General features: G+C 71.8%; 19 protein-coding genes. 17 read left to right on the top strand and 2 right to left on the bottom strand.

The features are described from left to right. Positions 1-38 precede the first annotated feature (38 nt). Genes ACYUD3_RS04440 through ACYUD3_RS04420 form a run of 5 tightly spaced genes read left to right on the top strand, consistent with a single transcriptional unit; the run spans position 39 to position 7,459 of the window. Positions 39-1,508 carry a SagB/ThcOx family dehydrogenase gene (locus ACYUD3_RS04440; protein ID WP_470963763.1) on the top strand — a complete coding sequence of 490 codons (1,470 nt, stop codon included), beginning with the start codon at positions 39-41 and terminating at the stop codon, positions 1,506-1,508. Next, the gene (locus ACYUD3_RS04435; protein ID WP_470963760.1) at positions 1,505-3,712 is read left to right on the top strand and encodes a TOMM precursor leader peptide-binding protein; all 2,208 of its coding nucleotides are present in this window, start codon (positions 1,505-1,507) and stop codon (positions 3,710-3,712) included. Before ACYUD3_RS04440 ends, ACYUD3_RS04435 begins: the two co-directional genes overlap by 4 nt. 11 nt (positions 3,713-3,723) lie before the next feature. After that, on the top strand, positions 3,724-4,467 hold the full coding sequence (locus ACYUD3_RS04430; protein ID WP_470963757.1) for a DUF5944 family protein: 744 nt from the start codon (positions 3,724-3,726) through the stop codon (positions 4,465-4,467). 17 nt (positions 4,468-4,484) lie between these two features. Further along, a complete protein-coding gene (locus ACYUD3_RS04425) occupies positions 4,485-5,576 on the top strand; it encodes a M16 family metallopeptidase (RefSeq protein ID WP_470963754.1) in 1,092 nt (363 codons plus the stop codon). A 26-nt stretch (positions 5,577-5,602) separates the two neighbouring features. Continuing rightward, positions 5,603-7,459 carry a M16 family metallopeptidase gene (locus tag ACYUD3_RS04420; protein ID WP_470963751.1) on the top strand — a complete coding sequence of 619 codons (1,857 nt, stop codon included), beginning with the start codon at positions 5,603-5,605 and terminating at the stop codon, positions 7,457-7,459. A gap of 249 nt (positions 7,460-7,708) precedes the next feature. On the opposite strand, the gene ACYUD3_RS04415 is transcribed toward ACYUD3_RS04420, so the two are convergent. Continuing rightward, the gene (locus ACYUD3_RS04415) at positions 7,709-8,245 is read right to left on the bottom strand and encodes a response regulator transcription factor (protein ID WP_470963748.1); all 537 of its coding nucleotides are present in this window, start codon (positions 8,243-8,245) and stop codon (positions 7,709-7,711) included. Between the two features lie 293 nt (positions 8,246-8,538). Then, complete coding sequence (locus tag ACYUD3_RS04410; protein ID WP_470963745.1) at positions 8,539-8,985, bottom strand: helix-turn-helix domain-containing protein; 447 nt, start codon at positions 8,983-8,985, stop codon at positions 8,539-8,541. Positions 8,986-9,010: 25 nt separating this feature from the next. Here ACYUD3_RS04410 and ACYUD3_RS04405 point away from each other — a divergent pair, with 25 nt between their 5' ends. The 12 genes from ACYUD3_RS04405 (at position 9,011) to ACYUD3_RS04350 (ending at position 24,572) form a co-directional block, all read left to right on the top strand. Further along, positions 9,011-10,255, top strand: coding sequence for an MFS transporter (locus ACYUD3_RS04405; RefSeq protein WP_470963742.1), 1,245 nt, complete (start codon positions 9,011-9,013; stop codon positions 10,253-10,255). A gap of 95 nt (positions 10,256-10,350) precedes the next feature. Next, positions 10,351-10,479 carry a hypothetical protein gene (locus tag ACYUD3_RS04400; protein ID WP_470963739.1) on the top strand — a complete coding sequence of 43 codons (129 nt, stop codon included), beginning with the start codon at positions 10,351-10,353 and terminating at the stop codon, positions 10,477-10,479. A gap of 83 nt (positions 10,480-10,562) precedes the next feature. Further along, on the top strand, positions 10,563-12,398 hold the full coding sequence (locus tag ACYUD3_RS04395) for an N-acyl-D-amino-acid deacylase family protein (protein WP_470963736.1): 1,836 nt from the start codon (positions 10,563-10,565) through the stop codon (positions 12,396-12,398). Then, positions 12,395-13,390 carry an NAD-dependent epimerase/dehydratase family protein gene (locus ACYUD3_RS04390; protein WP_470963733.1) on the top strand — a complete coding sequence of 332 codons (996 nt, stop codon included), beginning with the start codon at positions 12,395-12,397 and terminating at the stop codon, positions 13,388-13,390. Before ACYUD3_RS04395 ends, ACYUD3_RS04390 begins: the two co-directional genes overlap by 4 nt. After that, positions 13,387-15,960: an aminotransferase class III-fold pyridoxal phosphate-dependent enzyme gene (locus tag ACYUD3_RS04385; RefSeq protein ID WP_470963730.1), complete on the top strand. Its 2,574-nt coding sequence runs from the start codon at positions 13,387-13,389 to the stop codon at positions 15,958-15,960. Before ACYUD3_RS04390 ends, ACYUD3_RS04385 begins: the two co-directional genes overlap by 4 nt. A 12-nt stretch (positions 15,961-15,972) precedes the next feature. Further along, on the top strand, positions 15,973-17,031 hold the full coding sequence (locus ACYUD3_RS04380) for a 3-oxoacyl-[acyl-carrier-protein] synthase III C-terminal domain-containing protein (protein WP_470963727.1): 1,059 nt from the start codon (positions 15,973-15,975) through the stop codon (positions 17,029-17,031). Positions 17,032-17,043: 12 nt separating this feature from the next. Next, the gene (locus ACYUD3_RS04375; RefSeq protein ID WP_470963724.1) at positions 17,044-17,298 is read left to right on the top strand and encodes an acyl carrier protein; all 255 of its coding nucleotides are present in this window, start codon (positions 17,044-17,046) and stop codon (positions 17,296-17,298) included. Further along, positions 17,295-19,001, top strand: a complete 1,707-nt coding sequence (locus ACYUD3_RS04370; protein WP_470963721.1) for an AMP-binding protein — start codon at positions 17,295-17,297, stop codon at positions 18,999-19,001. Before ACYUD3_RS04375 ends, ACYUD3_RS04370 begins: the two co-directional genes overlap by 4 nt. Then, positions 18,991-21,123: an MMPL family transporter gene (locus tag ACYUD3_RS04365; protein WP_470963718.1), complete on the top strand. Its 2,133-nt coding sequence runs from the start codon at positions 18,991-18,993 to the stop codon at positions 21,121-21,123. Before ACYUD3_RS04370 ends, ACYUD3_RS04365 begins: the two co-directional genes overlap by 11 nt. Positions 21,124-21,165: 42 nt before the next feature. Then, on the top strand, positions 21,166-22,137 hold the full coding sequence (locus ACYUD3_RS04360; RefSeq protein WP_470963714.1) for a class I SAM-dependent methyltransferase: 972 nt from the start codon (positions 21,166-21,168) through the stop codon (positions 22,135-22,137). Positions 22,138-22,311: 174 nt separating this feature from the next. After that, the gene (locus tag ACYUD3_RS04355; protein WP_470963711.1) at positions 22,312-23,256 is read left to right on the top strand and encodes a PDR/VanB family oxidoreductase; all 945 of its coding nucleotides are present in this window, start codon (positions 22,312-22,314) and stop codon (positions 23,254-23,256) included. Further along, positions 23,253-24,572: an MFS transporter gene (locus ACYUD3_RS04350; protein ID WP_470963708.1), complete on the top strand. Its 1,320-nt coding sequence runs from the start codon at positions 23,253-23,255 to the stop codon at positions 24,570-24,572. The genes ACYUD3_RS04355 and ACYUD3_RS04350 overlap by 4 nt, the downstream gene beginning before the upstream one ends. The last annotated feature ends 16 nt before the right edge of the window (positions 24,573-24,588 follow it).

The raw sequence follows: 24,588 nt of genomic DNA, 5'->3' as shown, positions 1-24,588 counted from the left end.
CAATGGGTTACGGGGAGCCGATGAGTCATGGGGGGTCGATGGGTCACGGGATCTCCCTTGTCGAGTCGATGGGTTACGCGGTCCGCCCGTATCCGCTGCCGCCCCGGCTCCGGGGCACGGCGTACGCGCTGGTCCCGGCCGAACACCGCGTGCCGGGGCTGGAGCCGGTCCCGGTACTGGCGGTGGCGGCGGGGCGCGATCCGGAGCCGGTGCTGTGGCGCCTGGCGGCACGGGCGGCGGAACTCCGGCTGGGCGTACGGGGGTTGGGCGCGGGACCGACGTACGAGACGGCGGCGCGGGCGGCCCGGTACGGCGCACTGGAACACCGGTTGTCGGAACGCCGCCCCTCCCCGGTCGCGGCGCGCAAACTCCCGGCGGACGCGGCACCTCTCCACCCGGCGTGGGACGTCCGCCTCGACTCCTGTCTGTACGACGCCCCGACCCCCTGCGTCGGCGTGACCCTGCGCGACGGCGACCGGGAGATCCGCGCGTACGGCTGCGCGGCGACGGTCGAGGAGGCCCAACAGCGGGCGCTGGACGGGTTGTTGACCCTGGCGGCGGAGGGCCGCTGGAGCGGGCCGGGCGAGGGACTGGCGTTCCTGGAGGAGGCTGCCGAGGCGGAGGTCCAGGGGGTGTACGACGGTCCCGGCGGGGTGATCGTCCGCTGCGGGGCGCCCGGCGTCGAGACCTCCCCGCTTGAGGAACCCGGCAGGACGTTCGTCGACCTCTCCCGTACCCCCGGCCAACTCTCCCGCACCTTCCACGAGAACTCGAAGATCCGTCCCTCCTTCCGCACCCTCCCGATGGTCGACGTGGACAAGCTCCCGGCGGAGGTCCGCAGGGCGCTGGCCCGGCCGTACCGGGACTACGGGCGCACCCGGGCCGAACTCCCTTGGCCAGTAAAGGGGTTCCGGGAGCTGCGCCCCTTGGACGAGGCGTTGCGGCACCGCCGCTCGGCGGCAGCCTTCAGCGAGGAGCCCCTTCAACTCGCCGATCTGACAAGGACCTTGGACCTCTCGGTGGGCGTCACCGGCACCGCCCGTACCCCCGACGGAGTCGAACTCCCCCTCCGGGCCACCCCTTCCGCCGGCGGCCTCTGCTCCTACGACCTCTTCGTCCTCGCCCGGAACGTCAACGGCCTTCCGCCCGGCCTGTATTACGTGCACCCGGGCCGCCGGGTGCTCCAACTCCTCGACGACACCTGCTCCTTCGAGGAGGCCGCCGCGCACACCGGGTACGCCGGGCGGGTGACGGAGGCGGCGGCGGTCGTCCTGTTCGCCGCCGCGTTCGGCCGCAGCCGCTGGAAGTACGCGGAACGCGGTTACCGCATGGCCCTCATCGAGTGCGGCCATGTCGCGCAGAGCGTGGTGACCGCGGCGGCGGCGCTCGGGCTGGTCGCGCATCCGCTGGCGGGCTTCGTCGACGACTGGTTCGACCGGCTGGCCGGGGTGAACGGCGTCGACGACGCCGTCGTCCATCTGCTGCTTCTCGGGGAGGCCCGCGCATGATCGAGGAAGACAGTGTCATCCGGCTCGTGCCTGGTGTGCGGCTGTGCGTGCAGGACGATCACAGCGGTTTCGTGGAGTCGCCGGGCGGGGTGCGGCGGCTGCGCGGGACCGGACTGCGGCTGCTGGCCGAGGAGTTGCTGCCCCGGCTCGGGGAGCCGGCCAAGGCGGGGGACGTCGCGGGGGCGCTGGAGCCGGGGGTGGCGCGGGGGCGGGTGCTGGAGCTGCTGGAGGGGCTGCGGGGGCAGGGGATCGTCGAGTTCGACCGGGCGGTGGAGCGGGGGGCGGCGCTCGGGGTGGTGGGGGTGCGGGGGCCTTCGGGGCTGACGGGGGCGTTGGCCGGGGTGTTGGGGCAGGCGGGGGTGGAGGTGCGGGGGTGCGGGGGAACTGGGCTTGGCGCGGGGCCTGTTGAGGGCGCGGAGGGTGTCAAAGGGGTCGGGGGCGTCGGGGGCGTCGATCTGATGATCGTAGCCACCGCCTCCCTCTTCGATCCCGGTGCGGCGGCGTGCAACGAAGAGCATGTCCTGCGCGCCCAACCCACCCTCTTCTACGGCCTGTTGCCCGACGGCGGCGCCTTCGCCGGGCCGCTCTGGACGCCGGACCGCACGGTCGCCTGCTATGCCTGTCTGCGCACCCGTGTGTTCTCCAACTCCGTGCACGGACCGGTCTGGAGCGCGTACACGAGTGCGCTGGCGGCGGCCGAAGTACCGGCGCTGGAGCGGGAGTTGCCGCCCTGGGCGGTGGCGCGGCTGGCGGGGGCGGTGGCCCGGCGGGCGGTGGGGTGGCTGGCGCGGCCCGGCGCGGACGAGCCCGGTGAGCTGCTGTGGCTGGACGGGGACGGCGCGGAGACGAACCGGTTCGTGCTGCCGGTGCCGACCTGTCCGGTGTGCGGGGAGCGGGAGCCCGGTCCGCCGGGGGAGCCGGTGCCGATGACGGCGGCCGTGGACGACAAGGTGGGGGCCGTCCACACGATCAGTGTGCGGCGCGCGGACAGCGGTCCGCCGATCTATCTGGCCGGCAGCACATCGCCCGATCTGTCGCTGCTGCGGCCCAACTTGGGGGTCGTGCGCAACGGCGGGGCGGGGTTCGCGAAGCGGGAGGCGCTGAACGCGACGATCGGGGAGTCGCTGGAGCGGTGCGCGGCGGGCCTGTACCGGTCGGCTCGGCTGCGGACGGCGTCGTACGCGCAGTTGGTCGCGGACGGTGAACCGGCCGTCGTACCCGGCGCGTTCGGGTTGTTCAGCGCCGAGCAGTACGCCTCGCCGGGGTTTCCGTTCGTGCCGTTCGGGGCGGAGACTCCGGTGCGGTGGGCGCGGGCGCGGCGGTGGGCGGACGGGGTGGAGTGCTGGGTGCCGGCGTCGCAGGTGTATCTGTACTACCGGCGGGCGAAGGAGGAGGTGCCGGTCGCGCCGTCGATCTCCACCGGGCTGGCGGCCGGGCCGACGTTCGCGGACGCGGTGCTGGGCGGGCTGAGCGAGATCGTGGAGCGGGACGCGCTGGCGGTCTCCTGGCTGCACCGGCTGCCGCCGCGCCCGGTCCCGGAGGAGGTCATCTCGGCTTCCTCGCCCGTGAGTTACCACTTGTCGGCGGCGAAGAACTGGCGGGTCTCCTTCTACGACCTGTCCCTGGACCTCACCCCGCCGGTGGTCGTGGCCGTCCTCGACCACAAGGGCCCCAGCGGCCCCGTCCTCTCCTTCGGCGCGGCCTGCCGGGTGGACCAGGTCCGGGCCGTGGAGAAGGCGTTCCTTGAGGCGGCGCAGGGGCTGACGTATGTGCGCAGGCTGGTGAAGGAGTACGCGGACTTCGCGGCGGCGGACGACTTCGACCAGGTCGACGAGTTCAACAAGCACGCCATCCTCTACACCCGCCACCCCGAACTGCGGTCCCAGGCGGGCTACTTGGTCCATCCGAACCGGCCCACGCGGTGCACCCGCCCGCCGCGCACCCCGGCGGCGGACGTGGACGGCGTGGAGCTGATCACCGGCGAGCTGGCCGCGCTGGGGCTGCACACCTATGTCGTCGACCTCACCACCCCGGACACCCGGCGGCTCGGCGTGCACGTCGTCCGCGTCCTGGTCCCGGGCCTCCAGCACCTCTCCGGCGCGCACCGGCTGCGCATGCTGGGCAATCCCCGACTCCGCACGGTGGTAAGGAAGTTGGGCTTCGACTCGGCGCCGGACAACCCGTATCCGCATCCGCTGCCCTAAGAGGAGGGTTCATGCGTTTCGTCGCCGTGCCGTCGCTGTCGATGGTCCGCAAGGAGGACTTCGACACGACGTCCCTGATCCCGGAGGCCTACGGCCGCCGGCTGCTCGGCTCCGACGTGCCGCCGGTGCAGTGCTCGACGACCGCCGAGGCGGTCGGCCCGGGCGTGCGGCTGCGGTTCTCGACCAAGGTCGACGGGCTGAGCGGTCCCGCCCTGCTCACCCACAAGTTCTTCTTCGTCGACCGCGAGGAGACCCGCGAGCGCTTCCACGCCGTGAGCCCCGAACTCCCCGAGGCCACCACGGAGTTGCTGGTCCACATGGACGGCCGGGAGCGCGACTACTTCCACGCCTCGGTGTACGACGCGGCGAACCGGCTGCTGGCCGTCCACGCGATCGTCTTCGACGCGGCCGGGCGGACCGTCCCGTACCCCTTCACCCAGCGGTACGTCTCCCCGCTGGGCCTGGGCCGCGCCGAGCTGACGGAGGTCGAGGATCCGACAGGGCATCGTGTCCTGCGGTTCGCCGTCTCCCTCACCGGGCTCACCGAGCCGACGACCGTCGTGCTGGCCCGGCAGGCGATCGGCTGGATCGACCGGGTGGAGCTGACGGCCACGCCTGAGGAACCGGAGGTTCGGCTGGATGTCTCGCTGGATGACAATCCCCTTCTGGCGGCTGGGGATTGGGTGTTGATCGCGGTGGATAGGGAGGATCGGTTTCTCGCGCAGGTGCTGGTGACGGTGCAGGTGGTGGCGTGAGGGGTGTGGGGGTGGGGGTGTCCGGGCTCGTGGCCGATGTGCGGGTCGGTCCGTCCGGGGTGCGGCTGGTTGTCGTGGGCCGTTCTCAATCCCCTTTGTCCGCCGTCCTGTTGCGGCTTCCGGTGGGCAGTTCGGACGAGTCCGCCGAGGAGGAGGGGCTGGCCCATGCGCTCGAACACCTCGTCGTGCGCTGTTCGTTGGGGGGTGGCCGGGTGGGTGCGGGGGCGGTCGCCTCGGCGCGGACGGGTAAGGAGTCGACGACGTACGGGACGGTGGTGCGGCGGGCGGACACTCTTGCGGCGGTGCGGGTGTTGGGCGGGGTGTTCGGTGAACTGAAGGTGCCTGAAGGGGAGTTGCGGTCCGAGGTGGTGGCGATCCGTGAGGAGCGGGCCGAGCGGGGGGCCGACCCCGCCTGGCGGCTGCGCGAGGCGCTGCTGGGCGCCTTGTGGTCGGGAACGAGCCATGCGCATCCGGTACTTGGGTCTCCGGCGGTCCTGGATTCCCTGACTCCGGCGCGGCTTCGGGAGGCTCACCGCAAGTGGTACGCCCCGCAGGACGCGACGTTGGTGGTCGTTACGGACCAGGCGGCCGAGCTGGTGCCCGCGCTGACGGCGGCGGTGTCGGAGTGGGGGCCCGGGCAGGAGGGGCTGATGCCTCGGTGTCCGGTGCGTCCGGCCAGGGGAGGTGTCGCGGTGACGCAAGGTGCGGTTTCCGCAATTGCCGTGGCCCGTCCGGGAGTTGCCTCAGCGGCGACCGGCCTCGCGCGGGACGCCGTGCGGTCCGCGTCCGGGGTGGTCGTACAGACGCTGGCGTTGCGGGGGTGGCTGTGCGTGTGGGCGGCGCTGCGGGCGCCGGGCGGGGAGGCGGCGGCGCGGGACGCGTTGCTGGCGGCCCTGTCCGAGACACAGGCCCGCCTGACCGCGCCGGGCGGGGAGGAGTGGCTGCGGGTGAGGGTGGTGATTCCTCGGCTGCGGGCGGAGGAGGACGTGGAGAGGGTCGCACAGAGGTACGCGGAGCCGCCGGTGAACGGGGTGGCTTCTTGTGCGGCGGGGGAGGTTGCTGGGGTGTTGGAGGAGTGGCGGGGGTGGTTTGGGGTGGGGGGCGGATGAACTTTCGGGTGAGCGGGGGTGGGCCGATGGACTCCGGTACGGGGGACGACGGCTTGCTGGACTCCCGTATGGGCGAGGGCGGGCCGCTGAACTCCGGTACGAGGGGCGGCGCCTCGGGTGACGGCGGGTTACTGGACTCCCGCAGGGACGAGGGCGCCTCGGCGAACTCCCGTATGGGCGAAGGCGGGTTGCCGGACTTCCGTACGGGCGAGGGCGGCTCGACGGGCTCCCGTCCCAGCGGCCGAGGTCGGATCAACTCCCCTGCGGACAGCCCCTTTTGGACAAGCGCGTCCCCGTTCGTCCTGGCCTTCCCTTCCGGCCCGCCCGGTGCCGTCGCTGCGGCAAGTCTCGTCGTGTCGTTGGCCGGGGTGTCCCGTGCGGCCGTCCTCACCGCCCCTCTCGTCGCGGCGGCCTGGGCCGAGGCGGTGGCCGGGGTGGCGTGGGCGGAGGGGGTGGTGTGCCGGGTGGAGCCGGTGGTCACGGCCGACACGGTGGGCGTGACCGTCGAAGTGCTCGGCGCCGAGCGGGAGTTGTTGCGCAGGCTGCCCGAGTGGTTCGGCCAGGCCCAGTTGTCTTCGGCCCCCTTGGACCGCCTGCGCACCGAGTGCCTGACCCGCCTGTCGACCGCCGAACGCCGCTCCGACCTGATCCGCCGAGAACTGTTCGGCGAACGGCACCGGTACGGCATCGTCCATGCGGAACGTGTGGCGCATCTTCGGGGGGCGGGGGCCGGGGAAGTGACGGCGGCGGAGAGGGAGTTACTGGACGGCCGCAGGCTTCCCACGCCAAGGGAGTCGGACTGCTGTACGCCTCCCGCGACAAGGGGGCCGCTGGACCAGCTCACGCCTCCCACACCAAGGGAGTCACCGGACCTCCACGTGCCTCTCGCACCAAGAAAGCAACTGGACCAACCCGCGCCTCCCACGCCAAGGGAGTCACCGGACCGCCGCACGCCTCCCGCGACAAGGGAGTCGCTGGACGGCCACGCGCCCTCAACGACAAGGGAGTTGCCGGACCAGCCCCCGCCCCCAGCAGCAAGAGAGTCACTGAACCGGCCCACACCCCCGGCAACAAGAGAGCCGCTGGACCAACCCGCAAGGCCCCCGGCAACAAACGGCCCCCTCCGCGACGCCCGCCCAGAGCATGCCCCGCCCCCGGCGGGAGCCGGAATGCCCACCACCCCAACCAGCCTGCGCTCCCCAACTCCGAGCGTCCCGACTCCTCCGGCGTCCCTGACTCCCAGCACCGCCACCCCGACCCCCAGCACCCCAATCCCCCCGGCCTCCCCCACTCCCAGCACCACCACCCCAATCCCCCCGCACTCCCCGACCCCCCGCACCATCCCCCTCCCAGGCCCCCGCTCCCACTACCTCCTAGGCACCCCAGGCCTCCCCCTCCCCTCCCCCCGCAAAGCCCCCCTCCACCTGGCCTGGTCCCTCCTCAACGGCCGCGAGGGAATCCTCGACCGCCGGCTGCGCAAAGAACGCGGACTCACCTACTCCCTCGCCGCGTTCAGCAGAGAACTCGCCGAAGCCGGCTACGGAATGTGCTTCGCCGGCTGCCAAGCCGACACCCTGGACGAAGTCGCCGGTTGCATACGCGAGGCACTCACCGACCTGGGCCGAAACCCCGTCCCCCCGGACACCCTGCGCGCCGCGAAGGAACGCCTCCTCATCCAGCGCCACCGTGCACTCCAGTCCGAGCGATCCAGGGCAGAGCGGCTGGCCGCTTACCGCGCGGCGGGCCTGGACGCCGCCCAACTCGACGGCTATCCAGCCGAGTTGGAGAGGGTCACCCCCGAAGACGTAAGCGCCGTCGCCCGAGAGTTGCTAGGGCCGACGACGCTGGTGGAGATCCGGATGACAGGTGCGGCCGGGCGGTGACGGGGGCACATCGCCCGGCCGCGGTCAACAGCGACCCACGTCAAGGGGCCGAACCACCGCGCAGATCAGCGAAGCCGTATCGGACAGAGCCCGAAGCCAGAGCAAGCCCGGAGATCCAGAGCGAACCCAACGATCAGGCCAGCCCCCTCTCTCCCCCGGCGCGAACCCAGCAGCCGAGCCCCGCCAAGCCCGCCAAGTCCCCCGAGTGAACCCGGCGCTCAAGCCAGCCCCCTCCCCCGCGCACCCCCCTCAAGCCAACCCCAACGCCGAAGCCCGCTCCACCGCCTCCAACCGGCTCCGCGCCCCGAACTTCGACAGCAGATGCCGGACGTGGTACTCGACGGTGTTCTCGGTGACATGCAACGCATGAGCGATGTCCTGATTCCGCATCCCCCGCCGCAACAGATCCAGCACCTCATGCTCGCGCTGGGTGAGATGCGGCGTAGGCCCGGTGGACCGCTCCTGGAGGAGTTGGAAGAAGCTGCGGTCGACGACGTTGACGCCGAGTTCATGGGCGATACGGATCGCCTCGGCGGTACGGTGCAGCCCCGCCGACTCCTCCAAGTACACCCGGCAGCCCCGGCGTTGCCAGCGTTCGCAGCGGCGCCAGTCGCGGCGCGGGCCGAGGAGGGCCAGATGCAGGTCCTCACGGATCGCCTTGGCCCGGGAGAAGGCGCGATGGATCTCACTGTCGTCGAGCTGTTCCCCGACAAGCATCCATTCAGCCTCGACGGAATGGACGGTGGCGGCGAGGAGTCCGGCGTCGGGGCATTGATGGAACTCCATTTTCTCGTGCAGGATGGTACCGGAAGGTAATCGCGCAGCCGCCCTCCACCAGCCCACGAGCACTACCGTGCAGGCGTCCCTGTCCATCGTCGTACAATGCGGCGTAGACAATTCGAAGGCCATAATCCCGTCCGTAGCAGAAATGTGGGGACCGAGGCGGAAAATATCGGCGATCGCGGACGTGCATATGCATTGGACATTAAGCCCGCATACCGGGGCGGCTGTCAAGGCGGGCAGTGGGCCGCCAATGGCCGGATCGCCAGGCGTTCCACTCGGTTTTCCGTGAAACCGGCCTAAGGAAAACCGTGGGTGGATTCGCCCACCACCAAAGCCTTCCGGATCGCCCCCAACTCTTCTCGGACACCGCCCAGTTCCGCCCGGATACCCTCAAGTGCGGCAGCGATCCGGTCAAGTTCGGACACCGAGGCCACCCCAGCAGCCGGAACCGCCCCAACCGACACCGGGTCCGCCTCCACAGCCGCCGGCGCCGACCCTTCAGGCACGACATACCCGGCAAGCCCCATCAGCCCCCAGTAGTCGAGCCCGAGCACCCGCGACAGCCGATGCAGCACCCGCGGCGAAGGCGTCCCGACATACCCGCTCTCCAGTTTGAAGAGGTAGCCGGAGGAGATCTCCGCGTCGTCCGCCGCCGCCTGTGTCGACAGGCCGCACTCCTCGCGAGCCGCCCTGATCCGGTCACCCATGAGCTTGGTCGGCCGGGGTGTCTGTTGCTTGGTCACATTCACTATGGTAGTCAGGTTCACTATGGAGCACAAGCATCCGCAGACGACCCGCAGCACGGCGGCGCTCACCGTCGCGTCCCTGGCACTGGCCACGGACGCGCTGGTGTACGGCATGGCGGTGCCCGTCCTGCCCAAACTCACCTCGGAACACGGCACCCAACCCCTGGGCGTGGGCGTCCTGTTCGCGGTCTACGCCGCCGCGCTGGTCGCCGCGACCCCCTTCGTCGGAGCCTGGGTGGACCGCCAGGGCAACCGGCGCCCCCTGCTCGCCGGCGTGGTCGGCCTCGTGGCGGCCACCCTGCTGTTCGCGTTCGCCCAGGATCCGGCGCTGCTGCTGGTCGCGCGGGCCCTCCAGGGCGCGGCGGCGGGCATCGTGTGGACGGCCAGCCTCGCCCTGATCGCGGCCACCCACGCACCCGAGGAACGCGGCAAGGCGATGGGCGTCGCGCTGTCCTCGTTCGCCGTCGGCACCCTGCTCGGACCACCCCTGGGAGGGCTGCTGACCAGCTGGTTCAGCCCACACGTGCCGTTCCTGCTGGCCGCGGCGCTGGCCCTCGGCGACGGCGTGGCGCGCTGGTACCTGATCCCGCACGAGGCCGCCGACCCCGGCAGCCGCGGTTCGCTCACCGAGATCCGGGGGCGGCGCGGGCTCGTCCTCGTCACCGTCCTGACCGCCACCGGCGCCGCCCTGCTGGCGTTCCTCGAACCCATCCTGCCGCTGCATCTGTTCACTGCGGAGAATGCGGGCGTCGGCGAGGTCGGCCTGGTCTTCGGGGCCGCCGGGGTCGCCGCCGCGCTCGCCCCGCCGATCGCCGGGAGCCTGCTGCGCCGGGTCGCGCCCGGTCCGGTCGCGGCCGGCGGCTGCGTCCTGGCGGCCGGCGCGCTGATCGCCGTGGGCATGCTGCACGGGGTGATCCAGATCGCCGCCGCGCTCGCCGTCGTCACCATCGGCGCCTCCTTCGTCCTCACCCCGACCATCACCGTCATGTCCGAGATCGCCGAGGCGCGCCGCCCCCCGGCGTACGGCTCGGTGTACGCGCTCTACACGCTCGCCTACACCGGCGGGCTGACGGTCGCCCCGCTCGGCGCCGGCTGGGCGATGCAGGGACTGGAATTCACGGGCGCAACCCGGATCGCGGCGGGAGTGGCCGTACTTGTCGCCGTCATCCTGCTGGTACAGAATCGCAGTCGTGGGAAATTCGCGGCGGCCGATGCGCAAACCGACTCGGCAGTCGATCACCAAAGCCCGGTCAAACCGAATCCGTAGTGGCTTAAACTACGGAATTCCGTGATGGCCGCAATTCCGCCACCCCTCGTAGTGTCATCTCCGCCAGCCCACCCGCAAACGAGGGGAGAACAAGGATGTACGACATCGAGATCACAGTGGTCGACGAGCAGGTATCCAGCCTTGAGGAGATCGGCGTGGACGAGGGCTGTTCCAGCTCCTCCTCCAGCAGCTCGCTCGACATCTCCGACGTCGACTTCGAGTAGTCGATATCCGTATGACGTCCGCGGTCCGTGGCCTCCGCCGCGGACCGCGCCCATTGGCGGACACCGGCCGGGGGGAACGTTTCATGACCGAGTCATTCGACGTGGTGGTGCGCGGCGGGCGCTGGTTCGACGGCACGGGCGCCGCGTCCGCCGTACGCGACCTCGGTATCACGGGCGGCGTCGTCCGGGCCGTCTCCGCCCGGCCGCTGACCGGCCGGCGGACCGTCGCCGCCGAGGGCCGCTGGGTGCTGCCCGGTTTTCTCGACATCCATACGCACTACGACGCGGAGGTACTGGTCGAGCCGGGGCTGCGGGAGTCGGTGCGGCACGGGGTGACGACGGTGGTGACGGGCAACTGTTCCCTGTCCGCCGTGCACGCGGACCCGCTGGACTGCGCCGACCTCTTCGCGCGCGTCGAGGCGGTGCCCTACGACTGTATCCTCGACGCGCTCTCCGCGCACCGCTCCTGGGACTCGGCCGAGGGCTATGTCACCGCGTTGGAGAAGCGGCCCCTGGGCCCCAACGTCGCCGCTTTCCTCGGCCATTCGGATCTGCGGGCGCATGTGATGGGGCTCGGGCGGGCCGTCGATCCGAAGGAGCGGCCCAGCGAGCGCGAGCTGTGCCGGATGGAAGAGCTGTTGACTGAGGCCCGGGCGGCGGGACTTGTGGGTCTTTCCACGATGACGAGCCCCTTCTCCCGCCTGGCCGGGGACCGTTACCGCTCGGCGCGGCTGCCGTCGACGTACGCGAGCTGGTCGGAGTACCGGCGGCTGCACCGCGTACTGCGGGACACCGGCGGGGTGTTGCAGAGCGCGCCCAATCCGGCGCTGCCGCTCAACACGCTGCTGTTCCTCGCGGCCAGCGCGGGCCGGGCCCGACCCGCCCTGAAGACAACCCTGTTGACCGCGATCGACCCCAAGGCCGCCCCCGGTCTCGCGACCGCCCTGACCGGCGCGACCGCCCTCGCCCGCCGGGTGCTCGGCACGGACTTGCGCTGGCAGCATCTGCCGGTGCCGTTCGAGCTGTACTCCGACGGCATCGACCTCGTCGTCTTCGAGGAGTTCGGCGCGACCGCCGCCGCCCTGCACCTGCGCACCGAGGCCGAACGCCGGGCGCTGCTCAAGGACGACGGCTTCCGCCGCCGCTTCCACCGCGAGTACCGCAGCCCGCTGCCGCCGCGCGCCTGGCACCGCGACCTGTACGACGCGCGGATCGTCGACTGCCCCGAACCGGCCCTGAACGGACGGAGTTTCGGCGCGGTCGCCGACGAGCGCGGCCGGCATCCGGTGGACACCTTCCTCGACCTGGTCGCCGCCCACGGCACCCGGATCCGCTGGCGCACCACCCTCGCCAACCACCGCCCGCCCGTCCTGGACCGCCTCGCGACCAGCCCCGCCGTCCAGTTCGGCTTCGCCGACTCCGGCGCGCACCTGCGCAACATGGCCTTCTACAACGCCCCGTTGCGGCTCCTGAAACGGGTGCGCGACGCGGAGCTGGCAGGCGACCCGATCATGCCGGCGGAGACGGCCGTCCACCGGCTGACCGGCGAACTCGCGGACTGGTTCGGCCTCCCCGCCGGCCACCTGCGCGAGGGCGACCGCGCGGACCTGGTGGTGGTCGATCCGGCGGGCCTGGACGACGAGTTGGCCGCCTATCACGAGGCGCCCATGGCGGCGTACGGCGGCCTGTCCCGCATGGTCAACCGCAACGACGCGGCCGTCGGGGCGGTGTGCGTGGGCGGCGAAGTCGTCTTCGAGGACGGGGAGTTCATGGACGGCTACGGAACGACTCGGGGGACCGGACGGTTCCTGCGACACAAGGACACAAGGCACGGCACACGGCAGAGCACACGGCACAGCAGCACCACAACTCCCGCCCCACCGGCCGGAGTTCCCACCACCGACGGGGGTGCTCGATGAAAGTCCTGGTGACCGGCGGCGGCGGCTTCCTCGGCGGAGCCGTCTGCGCCCAGCTCACCGCGCGCGGCGACACCGTGCGCTCCTTCCAGCGCAGCCCCAGCCCCGCGCTCGAACTCCTCGGCGTCGAGCAGCGGTTGGGGGACATCAGGGAGGCGGCGGCCGTCGCGCGGGCCGTCGCCGGACAGGACGCGGTGATCCACTGCGCCGCGCTGGCCGGCGTGTGGGGCCCGGCCCGCGAGTACGCCGCCGTCAACGTCACCGGCACCGCGCACGTCCTCAACGCCTGCCGTACGCACGGCGTTTCGAAACTCGTGTACTGCTCGAGCCCGGCCGTCGTGCACACCGGCCACGACCTGGAGGGCGCCGACGAGTCCCTGCCGTACGCGACCCGGTTCCTGGCGCCCTATCCGCAGAGCAAGGCGCTCGCCGAACAGCTCGTGCTGCGCGCGGACTCGGCCCGGCTCTCGACGGTCGCGCTGCGCCCGCACATCATCTGGGGCCCCGGCGACCCGCACTTCGTCCCCCGCCTGGCCGCCCAGGCCCGGCGCGGCCGGCTGCGCCGGTTCGGCAAGGCGACGAAGAAGATCGACACCGTGTACGTCGACAACGCTGCCGAGGCGCACCTCCTCGCCCTCGACCGGCTGGTACCGGGCCAACCTCCGTGCGGGCGGGCCTACTTCATCACCCAGGACGATCCGCGCCCGGTCGGCGAGACCATCGACCAGCTGCTGCGGGCGGCGGGCGCGGGCCCGGTCACCAAGGAGCTGCCGGAGTGGACGGCCCGCCCGCTGGCCGCCGTCCTCGAAAGCGGCGCCCGCCTCCTGCGCACGGGTGAGCCCCCGCTGACCCGCTTTCTCGCCGACCAGCTCACGACCGCCCACTGGTTCGACATCACGGCCGCCCGCCGCGACCTCGGCTACACGCCCCGGGTCGGCACGGACGAGGGGCTGCGGCGGCTGAGCGCGCGGCTCCAGGGGGCGGGGGCGCGATGAGGGCGCTGTGGGAGAGCGCGCGGGTGCTGTGGTGGACCGCCGTACTGGCGGCGGGAGTCGCCCTGCGCCGGGACCGGGCGGCGCTGCTGCGGCGGTATCTGCTGCGGATGGGTCCGCTGTACATCAAGGCGGGCCAGGTCCTCGGGACGCAGTCCGGGCTGCTGCCGCGTGAAGTCACCGAGCAGCTGCGGGAGTTCTTCTCGCACGTGCCGCCGATGCGGGACCGCCGGCTGAGCCGGGTGCTGCGCCGCACGTCCGTCGCCTTCGACTCCTTCGAGCGAACTCCCTTGGCCTCAGGGTCGGTTGCCCAGGTGCACCTGGCGGTGTGGGACGGCCGCCCGGTCGCCGTGAAGGTCGTCAAGGCCGGCGTCCGCCGCCGCATAGAGACCGGCGCGGCGGTCCTCGGCCAGCTGGCGCGGCTCGCCCAACTCCTGCCCCGCTGGCGCAGTTACGGCCTGCGTGACCACTTCCGCGAGCTGCGCCCGCTGCTCACCGGACAGTGCGACATGGTCCAGGAGGCCGCCCGGCAACGGGAGATCGCCGGGAACTTCCGCAGCCATCCCTTCGTCGAGGTCCCGGAGGTGTACGAGGCGACGGCCGACGTCCTCGTCATGGCGTACGCCGACGGCGTCCCCGGCGACCGCCCCGGCGAAGTCTCCTTCAGCCGACCGGAGTTGGCCGCCCGCCTCCAGGACGCCCTGTACTGCATGGTCTTCTTCCACGGCGTCTTCCACGTCGACCCGCACCCCGGCAACATCCTCTTCGCCCCCGGCGGCCGGATCGTCCTGCTCGACTTCGGGCTGGTCGGCCGGCTCACCGAGGACGACAAGTGGGACCTCGCCTCCTTCTACTACGCCTGTATGCGCGGCGAATGGGAGCTGGCCGGGCGGCGGTTCACGCGGGCGTTCGCGGCCCGCCCGGAGACGGTGCTGGGGCAGGCGGGGTACGAGGAGCGGCTGGGGGCCGTGCTGCGGCGGCACTTCGAGGAGGAGGCGTCGCGGTGGTCGACGCTGGCCTTCCTCGACGACGCGATCCGGCTGCTGGCCCGGCACGGGACGCGGATCACCACCACGTTCTCGGTGCTGGCGCTGTCGCTGCTGACCGGCGAGGGGTTCATCTCGGCGGTGGACCCGGCGATCGACCTGTGGGCGACGACCCGGCGCTTCACCGGCCGTTTCTCGCCTTATCTCAGCGAGGAGCTGAAGGAGTCCTTCAGCGCGGAGATCACCGAACGCGCGCCCCGGACCACGGCGTTGCGGGAGCAGGCGGCCCAACACCTCGTCGCCCCCACGCACTTCGACCGGTTCGTCCTCCCAAGTCCCTTTCCCCTGGCGGTCGCTGAGGCCAGCGGCTCGAAGCTGACGGACCTCGACGGCAACGAGTACATCGACCTCTCCGGCGGCTACGGCCCGCACATCCTGGGCTACGCGCACCCGGCGGTCGTGACGGCCGTCCAGCGGGCGGTGGCGCGCGGCGCGGTGAACGCGGTCGGCAACCCGGCCGAGGTGGAGCTGGCGGCGCTCATCGCGGAGGCGTTCGGGCCCGGCGCCAAGGTCGTGCTCAGCAACTCGGGCACCGAGGCCGTGCAGATCGCCCTGCGGATCGCCCGCGCGCGCACCGGGCGGCAGAAGGTCGCCAAGTTCGAGGGGCACTACCACGGCTTCTCCGACCAGGGGCTGGTCAGTTCGTGGTTCCGCTACCGGGGGGACGCGCGGGCGCCGGAGCCGGTCGGCAACTGCGCCGGGATGCAGGACCGGGTCGTCGACGACACCCTGGTCCTCCAGTACGGCGAGCCCGCCTCCCTGGAACGCATTGCCGCCCGCGCCCCTGAACTCGCCTGCGTCATCCTGGAGCCCATGCCCTCCGCGCTGGGCGACTTCGACCCGGTCTTCCTCGCCGCGCTCGGCCAAGTCTGCGCGGACAACGGTGTCTTGGTGATCCACGACGAGGTGGTCACCGGATTCCGGGTGCACTACGGGGGAGTTCAGCATCTCGCGGGCGTACGGCCCGACTTGACCTGCCTCGGGAAGATCATCGGCGGCGGTCTCCCGGCCGGGGCGGTCGTCGGACCCGCCGGTCTCCTGGACACCGTACGCACCAGCGGGGATCCGTTCACGGACGTCGACAGCCGGGCGTTCGCGGGCGGCACGATGAGCGGGAACTCCGTGACCGCGGCGGCGGGCGTGGCGACACTGCGCGAGCTGCGGGAACGTCCCGAGGTCTATGAGCGGCTGCGCGAGCGGACGGCCTGGCTGGTCGGTGAACTCGCCGGGCAGGCCGCGGAGTTCGGGGTGCCGTGCGCGGTGCGGGGGCGGGACTCGGTCTTCTCGGTCGCCTTCGACCACGCGGCGCCGCACCGCGTCCGCGACCGGCTGGCAGGACTGGACGTGACGGCGACGCTCGCGCTCGCCTACCACATGCGCCGGTACGGGGTCTTCCTGCCGGAGCTGCACACGATGCTGCTGAGCGCCGCGCACTCGGACGGCGATCTGGAACAGATCTCGGTGGCGTTCGGAAAGAGCATGCGCGACATGCTGTCGACCGGTTTTTTCGGTGCACACCAGGATTAACGAGGGAATCCAATGAAATTCCTGGCGATCGAGCACACCTTCCCGACCCGCAGGGTCACCAACGCGGAGGTGCTGGAGCGAGTCCGCGAGGCGAGCGCGCCCCACCTCACCCCGTCCGAACTCTCCACTGTGGGCGAGTTGGTTGAGGCCTGCTTCGCGTCGAGCGGTACGACCGTCCGCCGGCACCGCGCCCCCGGCGAGACACCGAGCGCGCTGGTCACGGACGCCGGGCGGCGGGCCATCCGCAACGCCGGTCTCGACCCCGACGACATCGACCTGCTGCTGTACGCGGGGATAGGCCGGGGCGTCATCGAACCGGCCTCGGCGACCACGTTCCAGGATCTGCTGGGGCTGCGCCGGGCGACCGCCTTCGACGTGCTGGACGCGTGCGCGAGCTGGGTACGCGCCTTGCAGGTCGCGGACGCCTTCCTGCGCACCGGCCGCTACCACAACATCCTCATCGTGAACGCCGAGTTCGGGGCGGCCGACGTCTACCGCTACGAGCTGCGCTCGCTCGCGGAGTTCGCGCACTGGCATCCGACAGTGACGCTCGGCGAGGCGGCGACGGCGACCGTCGTGAGCGCCGAACCGCCGGGCGAGGAGAGCGACTTCGACGCCGACTTCCGCACCTACGGCGAGGCACGGGACCTGTGCTTCGTACCGCTGCCGGGGTTCGAGGCGTACTTCGGGCGGGAGCCGCGGGCGGCCGGGGAATTACGGCCGCTGCAATTCGTGTCGTTCGGGCTGAGCCTGATGGAGTTCGGCACCCGCAAGCTCATCGAGCACTATCAACAGCAGCCGCGCTTCGAGGAGTTCAAGGCCGATCTGATCTTCGGGCACTCGGCGAGCGACGGGGCGAGCCGGCATGTCGTGGAGGCGTGCGGCATCGACGCCGCCAAGTACCGCTTCCACCACGCCCGGCACGCCAACACGGTCTCCGCGTCGGTGCCGGTGAGCATGTCGGAGGCGGTGCGGGACGGGGAACTGGCCGAGGGCGACCGGGTCCTGCTGATGGTGGCGTCCGCCGGGATCACGACGGCGCTGGCCCGGTTCGTCTTCCACGGACGGTGAGGGATACGGGGAATGGACAAGAACACGATCTTCGCAAGGCTGGTGGAGACCGTCTCCGCCGTGGACGACGGCGTCGACGCCTCCGTACTGCGGCTGGACGAGACGCCGTTCAAGGCCTACGGACTGACCTCGCTGAGCCAGCTGCGCGTCGGCGCGCGGCTCGCCGAGCTGTACGGAGTGCCCTTCGAGGACAGCGACGCGCTGCTCGCCGGCTCCCCGCTGGGCCTGGTGACGCTGGTGGAGCGACGGCTGGCGGGTGCCGCATGAACCACACCGACCCGGCCGGTCAGGACACCAGCCTCCTGGCCGCCGTCCGCACCGCCGTGCGCGCAGCCGACCCCGCGCACGGTGTGCACTTCCTGCGCCCCGGCAAACCCGAGGTCTTCCTCCCCTACGACCGATTCCTGCGCACCAGCGCCTGGTTGAGCCGCTCGCTGCCGCCGGGCCGGACGGTCGTCATCGCCGCCGACGACCAACTCCCCACCCTGCACGCCTTCTTCGCCACCCTGTGGGCCGGCGGCCGGCCCCTGATCCTCCCCTCCCCGCGCGCCCTGGGCGGCGAGGAGCCCTTCCGCCGCCACGTCGCCCACGTCCTCGCCCTCTTCCCACCCGGCGAAGCGGTCCTCGCCGTCCAAGAGGGCCTGACGGAGGCGGAGTTCACGGCCCCGGTGATCCCGGTCCCGGCCGAGGCGACCGGATACGACGCCCTCGCCGAACTCCCCGCGACCCCGGCCCTCAAGGGCGACGACGTCGCGTTCCTCCAGGCCACCAGCGCCTCCACCGGCGACTCCAAACTCCTGGCGATCTCGCACGCCAACATCTGCGCCAACCTGCGCGCCCTGTACGTCTCCCTGCACGCGAACCCCGACGACCGGGCGGTGACCTGGCTGCCCCTCTTCCACGACATGGGCCTGGTCGGGATGGCCCTGCTGCCGCTCTTCCACGCCTGGCCGCTGTACATGATGAAGCCCACCGACTTCATCCTCCGCCCGCACCTGTGGCTCCAGGCCCTCAGCCGCCACCGGGGCACGATCACCGCCGCCCCCAACTTCGGCTACGACCACGCCCTGCGGGCCGCCGAGCGCGAGCTGACCGGCTGCGACCTGTCGGCGCTGCGCTGCGCGGTGATCGGCGCGGAACCCATCCGGCTGGCCACCATGGCGGGCTTCCACGACCGGTTCGGCCCGTACGGCTTCAACTCCGGTGCGCTGATCTCCAGTTACGGCATGGCCGAGTCGACGCTGGCGAGTTCGATGTGGACCCCGGGCGAGACACCCCGGTACGTCGTCGTCGACCCCGTAGGACTGGAGACCGGATCGCCTCTCCACCTGCTCGGCGAGGGCGAGTTGGGCGAGGCGCCGCCCGCCGGGGGCATCCCGGTGTTCTCGGTGGGCCGCGCGCTCCCCGGGCTCACGACCGCGCTGATCGACGAGGAGGAGCGGCCCGTCGACCAGGAGGGCGTGCTCGGTGAGATCACGCTGCGCGGGACGAGCGTGACCGTCGGATACGTCGACCCGGCGACCGGCACGCCCGAGCCGTTCCCCCAAGGGCTGCTGCACACCGGGGACTTGGGGTTCCTCCACCGGGGTGAGCTGTTCGTCGTCGAGCGCCGCAAGCACGTCATCATCCGGCAAGGGCGCAACCATCTCGCGGCGCTGCTCGAAGAGCAGGTCTCGCGCATCCTCGGCCATCCGGCGCACGAACTCGTCGTCCTGGACGCCGACATCCACGATCCGGCCAGCGAGATCACCGTGCTCGTCGAGCACGACGACGGCACCCGCGAGGTCACCCGCGAGCAGGCGGCGGCGCTGCGGCTGCTCGATCTCCCCATCGACGTCGTGCTGTTCGCGCGCCGCCGGGTCATCCCCCGTACCACCAGCGGAAAGAAGCGCTACCACACCACCCGTCAGCGGCTGGCGGACGGCACCCTCAAGGCCGAACGGAGCGTACGGCCCGCCTATGTTCAGTGAACGGCCCTCCCCCCTGCACCGCTGGGGCGCCCTCATGGCCCGCCACCGGCTCCCGGTGCTGGCCGCCTGGCTGTGCCTGCTGATCGCGTCCGCGCTGTTCTACCCGCAGGTGGAATCGCGGCTGGCCGCGCCCGACTACACGGTCCAGAGCTCGGAGTCGGGCAAGGCGCAGCGCCTGATGGAGCGGTACTTCCCGGAGTCGGGCGCGGAACACGGCGTAGTGGTGTTCCGCGCCCGGGAGTTGACGGCGACGGACCCGGCGTACAGACAGTCGGTCGCGGACGTCCTGAAGGCGCTCGAGGCGCCCGAGGTGACAGGGCCGTACGACGGGCAGGGGCAGATCTCGGCCGACGGTCATGTCGCGCTCGCGACCTTCCCCATGACCGGCAGCCTGTCCGCCCGCTCCGACCAGGCGGCCACGTTCCAGCACCGGGTGCGCGACGCGGCCCGGGGCCAGCCCGTGGAGGCGTATCTCACCGGGCCCTCGGCGCTGACCGACGACCTCTCGGACGTGGAACTGCGGGACCAGTCGGTGGCCGAGAGCATCGGTCTCCCGGTGGCGCTGCTGGCGCTGCTGCTGGCGTTCGGGGTGCTGGTCGCGGCGCTGGTGCCGGTGCTGATGGCGATCGGTGCCGTCCTCGTGTGCACGGCTCTTCTGGGCTTGCTGGCCGGGCCGCTCAGCCTGGACCGGTTCGTGACGGTCGTCGCGACGGTCATCGGGATCGGCATCGGGATCGACTACGCGCTGTTCGTGATCAGCCGGTTCAGGGAGGAGCTGGCCGCGGGCCGCGAGGTGCACGAATCGGTGTCGGTCGCGCTGCGCACCTCGGGGCGGACCGTGCTGACGGCCGGGCTGATCGTCGGGGTCGCGCTGGGCTCGATGGTGCTGATCCGGGGCCATATCTTCATGGAGATAGCGGTGGCGTCCGGACTGATGGTCCTGTGCTGCCTGTTCACCTCGCTGACCGCGCTGCCGGCGCTGCTCGCCGTCCTCGGCCCGCGCGTCAACAAAGGCCGACTGCCGCGCAGGCTGCGGCTCGCCGAGGACACCGGACGCTGGGCGCGCTGGGCGCGGACGGTGCTGCGCCACCCGTACCGGCTCGGGATTCCCGCGCTGTGCCTGCTCTTCGTCCTCGCGACCCCGCTGGCCTCGATCAAACTGGGCGTCGACTGGGGCCTGGCCTCCCTGACGGGCACCCCGTCGGGCAAAGGCCAGAGAATCGTGGCGACCTCCTTCAGTCCGGGCGCGGTCAGCCCGGTGCAGGTCATCGCGTGCGGGCCGACGGCCGACGCGGGCGTACAGCGGCTCGCGGCCGAGGTCCGGAAGAACAAGCAGGTCGCCCAACTCCTGCCCGTGGAGCGGTCGCAGGACTGCGCGAGCGTGCAGATCGTGACGACGGAACGCGTCGACTCCCCGGAGGCGAGCACATTCGTCCGGGAGCTGCGCAAGGGCCCGGTCCACGAGATCTTCGCCGGGTCCGGGACGGACGTCCACGTCGGCGGGCTCAGCGCGCAGTACGTCGACCTGGCCGACGAGACCTCGGGGAAGCTGCCGCTGGTCGTGCTCGTCATCCTCGCGCTGTCGTTCTGCTATCTGCTGGTGGTGTTCCGCAGTGTGCTCGTGCCGGTGAAGGCGGTGCTGCTCAACCTCGTCGCGACCGCCGCCTCGCTGGGCGCGACCACGGCCGTCTTCCAATTCGGCTGGGGCGCCCACGTGTTCGGGTTCACCAGCTCCGGCACGCTCCAGGCGTATCTGCCGGTCGCCCTGTTCGCGGTGCTGTTCGGGCTGTCGATGGACTACGAGATCTTCCTGGTCAGCCGGATCATGGAGGAGCGCCGGCGCACCGGAAGCGACGCCGAGGCCGTCCCCATCGGGCTGGAGCGTACGGCACTTCAGATCACGACGGCCGCCGCCATCATGGTCATCGTCTTCGGCAGCCTGCTCTTCGCCCGGGTCCTCGAACTCAAGCAGTTCGGCTTCGGCATGGCCTTCGCGATCCTCCTCGACGCCACTGTCGTACGGCTGTTGCTGGTGCCGGCCGTGATGGCCGTCGCGGGCCGGGCCAACTGGTGGCTGCCGGAATGGCTGGGGCGGCGGCTCCCGGCGGTCTGGAAGGAATGACCCCTCCTCTTTATGAACTCCCCTTTCCCGAAAGGCAGTTGGATGTCCCCTTCGAACGGTTACCGCGGTGTCTCCCGGACGGCCGCGGCCAAGCACTACGACGTCTCCGACGAGTTCTTCCGCATCTGGCTCGGCCCGAGCCTGGCCTACGCCAGCGCCCTGTGGGACGGCCCCGACGACACCCTGGAGAAGGCCCAACTCCGCAAGACCGACTACCTGTTGGACCAGGCGGGGATCCGCCGGGGCAGCCGGGTCCTGGACGTGGGCTGCGGGTACGGCGGCGAGATGCGCCGCATGGTCGAGGAGTACGACGCCGAGTCCGTCATGGGCATCACGCTGAGCCGGGCGGCCGTCGACTGGACGCGCGGGCTCGCCATCCCGCGCACGGACATCAGGCTGGAGAACTGGGCGGACCACCACCCGGCCGAGCCCTATGACGCGATCATCTGCGTCGAGGCGATGGAGCACTTCGCGCGCCCCGGGATGTCGGGGCGGGCGAAGATCCACGGCTACCGGGAGTTCTTCTCCCGCGCCCGCGACTGGCTCACCCCGGACGGCCGGCTCGTCGTGCAGACGATCACCTGGGGCCACCGCTTCCCGATGGACGTGGAGTTGCTGCGCGGCCTGTATCTGGCGAGCCAGGTCTACCCCGAGTGCAATCCGTCGTATCTCGGTGAACTCCAGGCGGCGAGCGACGGGTTGTTCGATCTGGTCGCGCTGCGCAACGACTTCGACCACTACGGCCGCACGCTCCAGCACTGGCTGGCGAACCTGGACGCCGAGCACGGGCGGGCGGTCGAACTCGTGGGCCGGCAGCGGGCGGACGACTTCCGGACCTGTATGTCGACGGCCGTGCGGGTCTTCGAGGAGGGCTGGTTCTATCTGCACCGGCTGACGTTCCGGCCCGTCCCGCGCCCGGTCGGACCGGCCCGGCGGTTCCTGGTCAACAACGTCCTCGCCCGGGACTCGCTGCCCACCCCGAAGTTCCTCCAGCAGCGCCCCGGGCGGGCCTGAGAAGATAACGATCCCGCAATGCACCGCTGCGGGATCACGTAAAGTCGGTTCCGGAAACGTCGTCCGTCGCCCTGCCTTCCGTCGCACGCTCCATGACCTGACCGCTCTCGCGTCACGTCGTGTGCCTCGGTTCCGGCCCCCGCGTGACGTCCCCGTTTCCTGTGAGGCTCCTCCTTGAGCGCCAACAGCTCACTGTCCCTCGTCGTCGCCGAGCGCACCCAAGCCGCCGCCGAGACCGTCGCCCTGACGCTCCGTCACCCCGACGGCGGCCCGCTGCCCGCGTGGCGGCCCGGCGCCCACGCCGAACTCCTCCTCGACGGCGGGCTGGTGCGCACCTACTCCCTGTGCGGCGACCCCGCCGACCGCACGGCCTGGCGCATCGCCGTGCTGCGCACCCCCGACAGCCGGGGCGGCTCGGCCCAGGTGCACGAGAAACTCCACCCCGGCACCCGGATCGACGTACGCGGCCCGCGCAACGCCTTCGAACTGCGGCCCGCGAAAAGGTACTTGTTCATCGCCGGCGGGATCGGCATCACCCCGCTGCTCCCGATGACGGCGGCGGCCGAGGCGGACGGCACCCCGTGGCAGTTGCTGTACGGCGGACGCAGCCGCGCGTCGATGGCGTTCACCTCCCAACTCGCCGCCTACGAAAGCAAGGTGACGATCCGTCCGCAGGACGAGCACGGGCTGCTCGACCTCGGCGCCTATCTGGGCACGCCCGAAGAGGGCACCCTGGTCTACTGCTGCGGACCTGAGCCGCTGCTCAAGGCGGTCGAGGAGGCCTGCCGGGACTGGCCGGAGGGGACGTTGCGCACCGAGCGCTTCACCGCGCTCCCGGACACCGGCCCCCGTGACGCCTTCGAGGTGGTGTGCGCCGGCTCCGGAGTCACCGTCCAAGTACCGCCGGAGCAGAGCGTGTTGGAGGTGCTGCGGGCCGCCGGGGTCGACGTCCCGTTCTCCTGCGCGGAGGGGATCTGCGGGACGTGCGAGACGGAGGTCGTGTCCGGGGAGCCCGATCACCGGGACTCCGTCCTCGGACCCGAGGAGCGGGCGTCGGGCGAGACCATGATGATCTGCGTCTCCCGGGCGCGGGGTCCGCGGCTCGTGCTGGACCTGTGAACTCCGTGGAATCCAAGGCGACTTCGCCCGGGGCGGCGCTCACCGCGCTGTGCCTCGGGCTGTTCCTGATCGTCGTGGACACCTCCGTCGTCCCGGTCGCGCTGCCCTCGATGGTCCGCGACCTGGACGCCGGGCTCGGCCCCGTCGTCTGGGTGACCAGCGGATATCTGCTCGCCTATGCCGCGCCGATGCTGTTCACCAGCCGGCTCGGCGACCGGTACGGGCCCAAGCGGCTGTTCGTCGCCGGGCTCGCGGTGTACTCGGCGGCCTGCGCCGGCGCCGCGCTGGCGCCGGACGTGGAGACGCTGATCGCGGTACGGGCCGTGCAGGGGCTCGGGGCGGCGCTGCTCACCCCGCAGACGCTCGCGCTGATCGGGCGGCTCTACCCGGCCGGCGGGCGGGGGCGGGCGATGGGGGTGCTGGGCGCGTCGTCGGGGCTCGCCACGGTCGCCGGGCCGCTGCTCGGCGGGGTGCTCGTCGACCGGCTCGGCTGGCAGGCGATCTTCTGGACCGACGCCGTCCTCGGCGCCGCCGCGCTCGCGCTGGCCGTGCGGGTGCTGCCGGACGAACGGCCGGGCTACGCAGGGCGGTTCGACGTCCTCGGGATCGTGCTGTCGGGGGCGGGGCTGACGCTGGTCGTGCTCGGGGTGCAGAACGAACAGATCGCGCTCGGCTGCGCCGGGGCCGTCGTACTCGGTGGCTTCGGGTGGTGGCAACGGCGGATCCGGAGCGAACCCCTGGTGCCGCCGCGGGTGTTCGGGGACCGGAACTTCACGGCGGGTACGGTCATCACGGCCGCCGTGGGGTTCTCGATGACCGGGATGTTCCTGCCGCTCATCCTGCATCTCCAGACCACCCTCGGGCTCTCCCCCACCCGGGCGGGCCTGTTGACCGCGCCCATGGCCGTCGTCTCCGCGCTGCTCGGCCCCTCGCTGGGCCGGTTCTCCGACCGGGCGCGGCCCGCTCCGCTCATCGGGTCCGGGCTGGTGTGTCTCGCAACAGGCCTTGCTCTGCTGGCCGTTCGGACCACTGCGGACGCGCCCGCCTGGCAGTACCTGCCCGGGCTGCTGCTGTGCGGGGCGGGGATGGGGCTCGCGCTGGTGCCGTTGAACAACACGGCCATGCGGACGGTCCGCCCCGAACTGCGGGGCACCGCTTCGGGGTTGTACTTCACGGCCCGGCAGCTCGGAGCGGTCCTGGGCACGGCGACGACCGGGGCCGTGCTCCAGGGCTGGTCGGTGCGGGCGGCCTACGTGCCGCTGATCGCCGTCCTGCTGCTGGGGGCGGTGGCCGCGACCCGGCTGCGGCGGGTCTGACCCCGGCTGTCTGCCG

The sequence above is a fragment of the Streptomyces sp. AMJ-169 genome, assembly GCF_055597585.1.
Note: the sequence above shows the minus strand (reverse complement) of the source record. Positions and strands in the feature narration are given on the sequence as shown.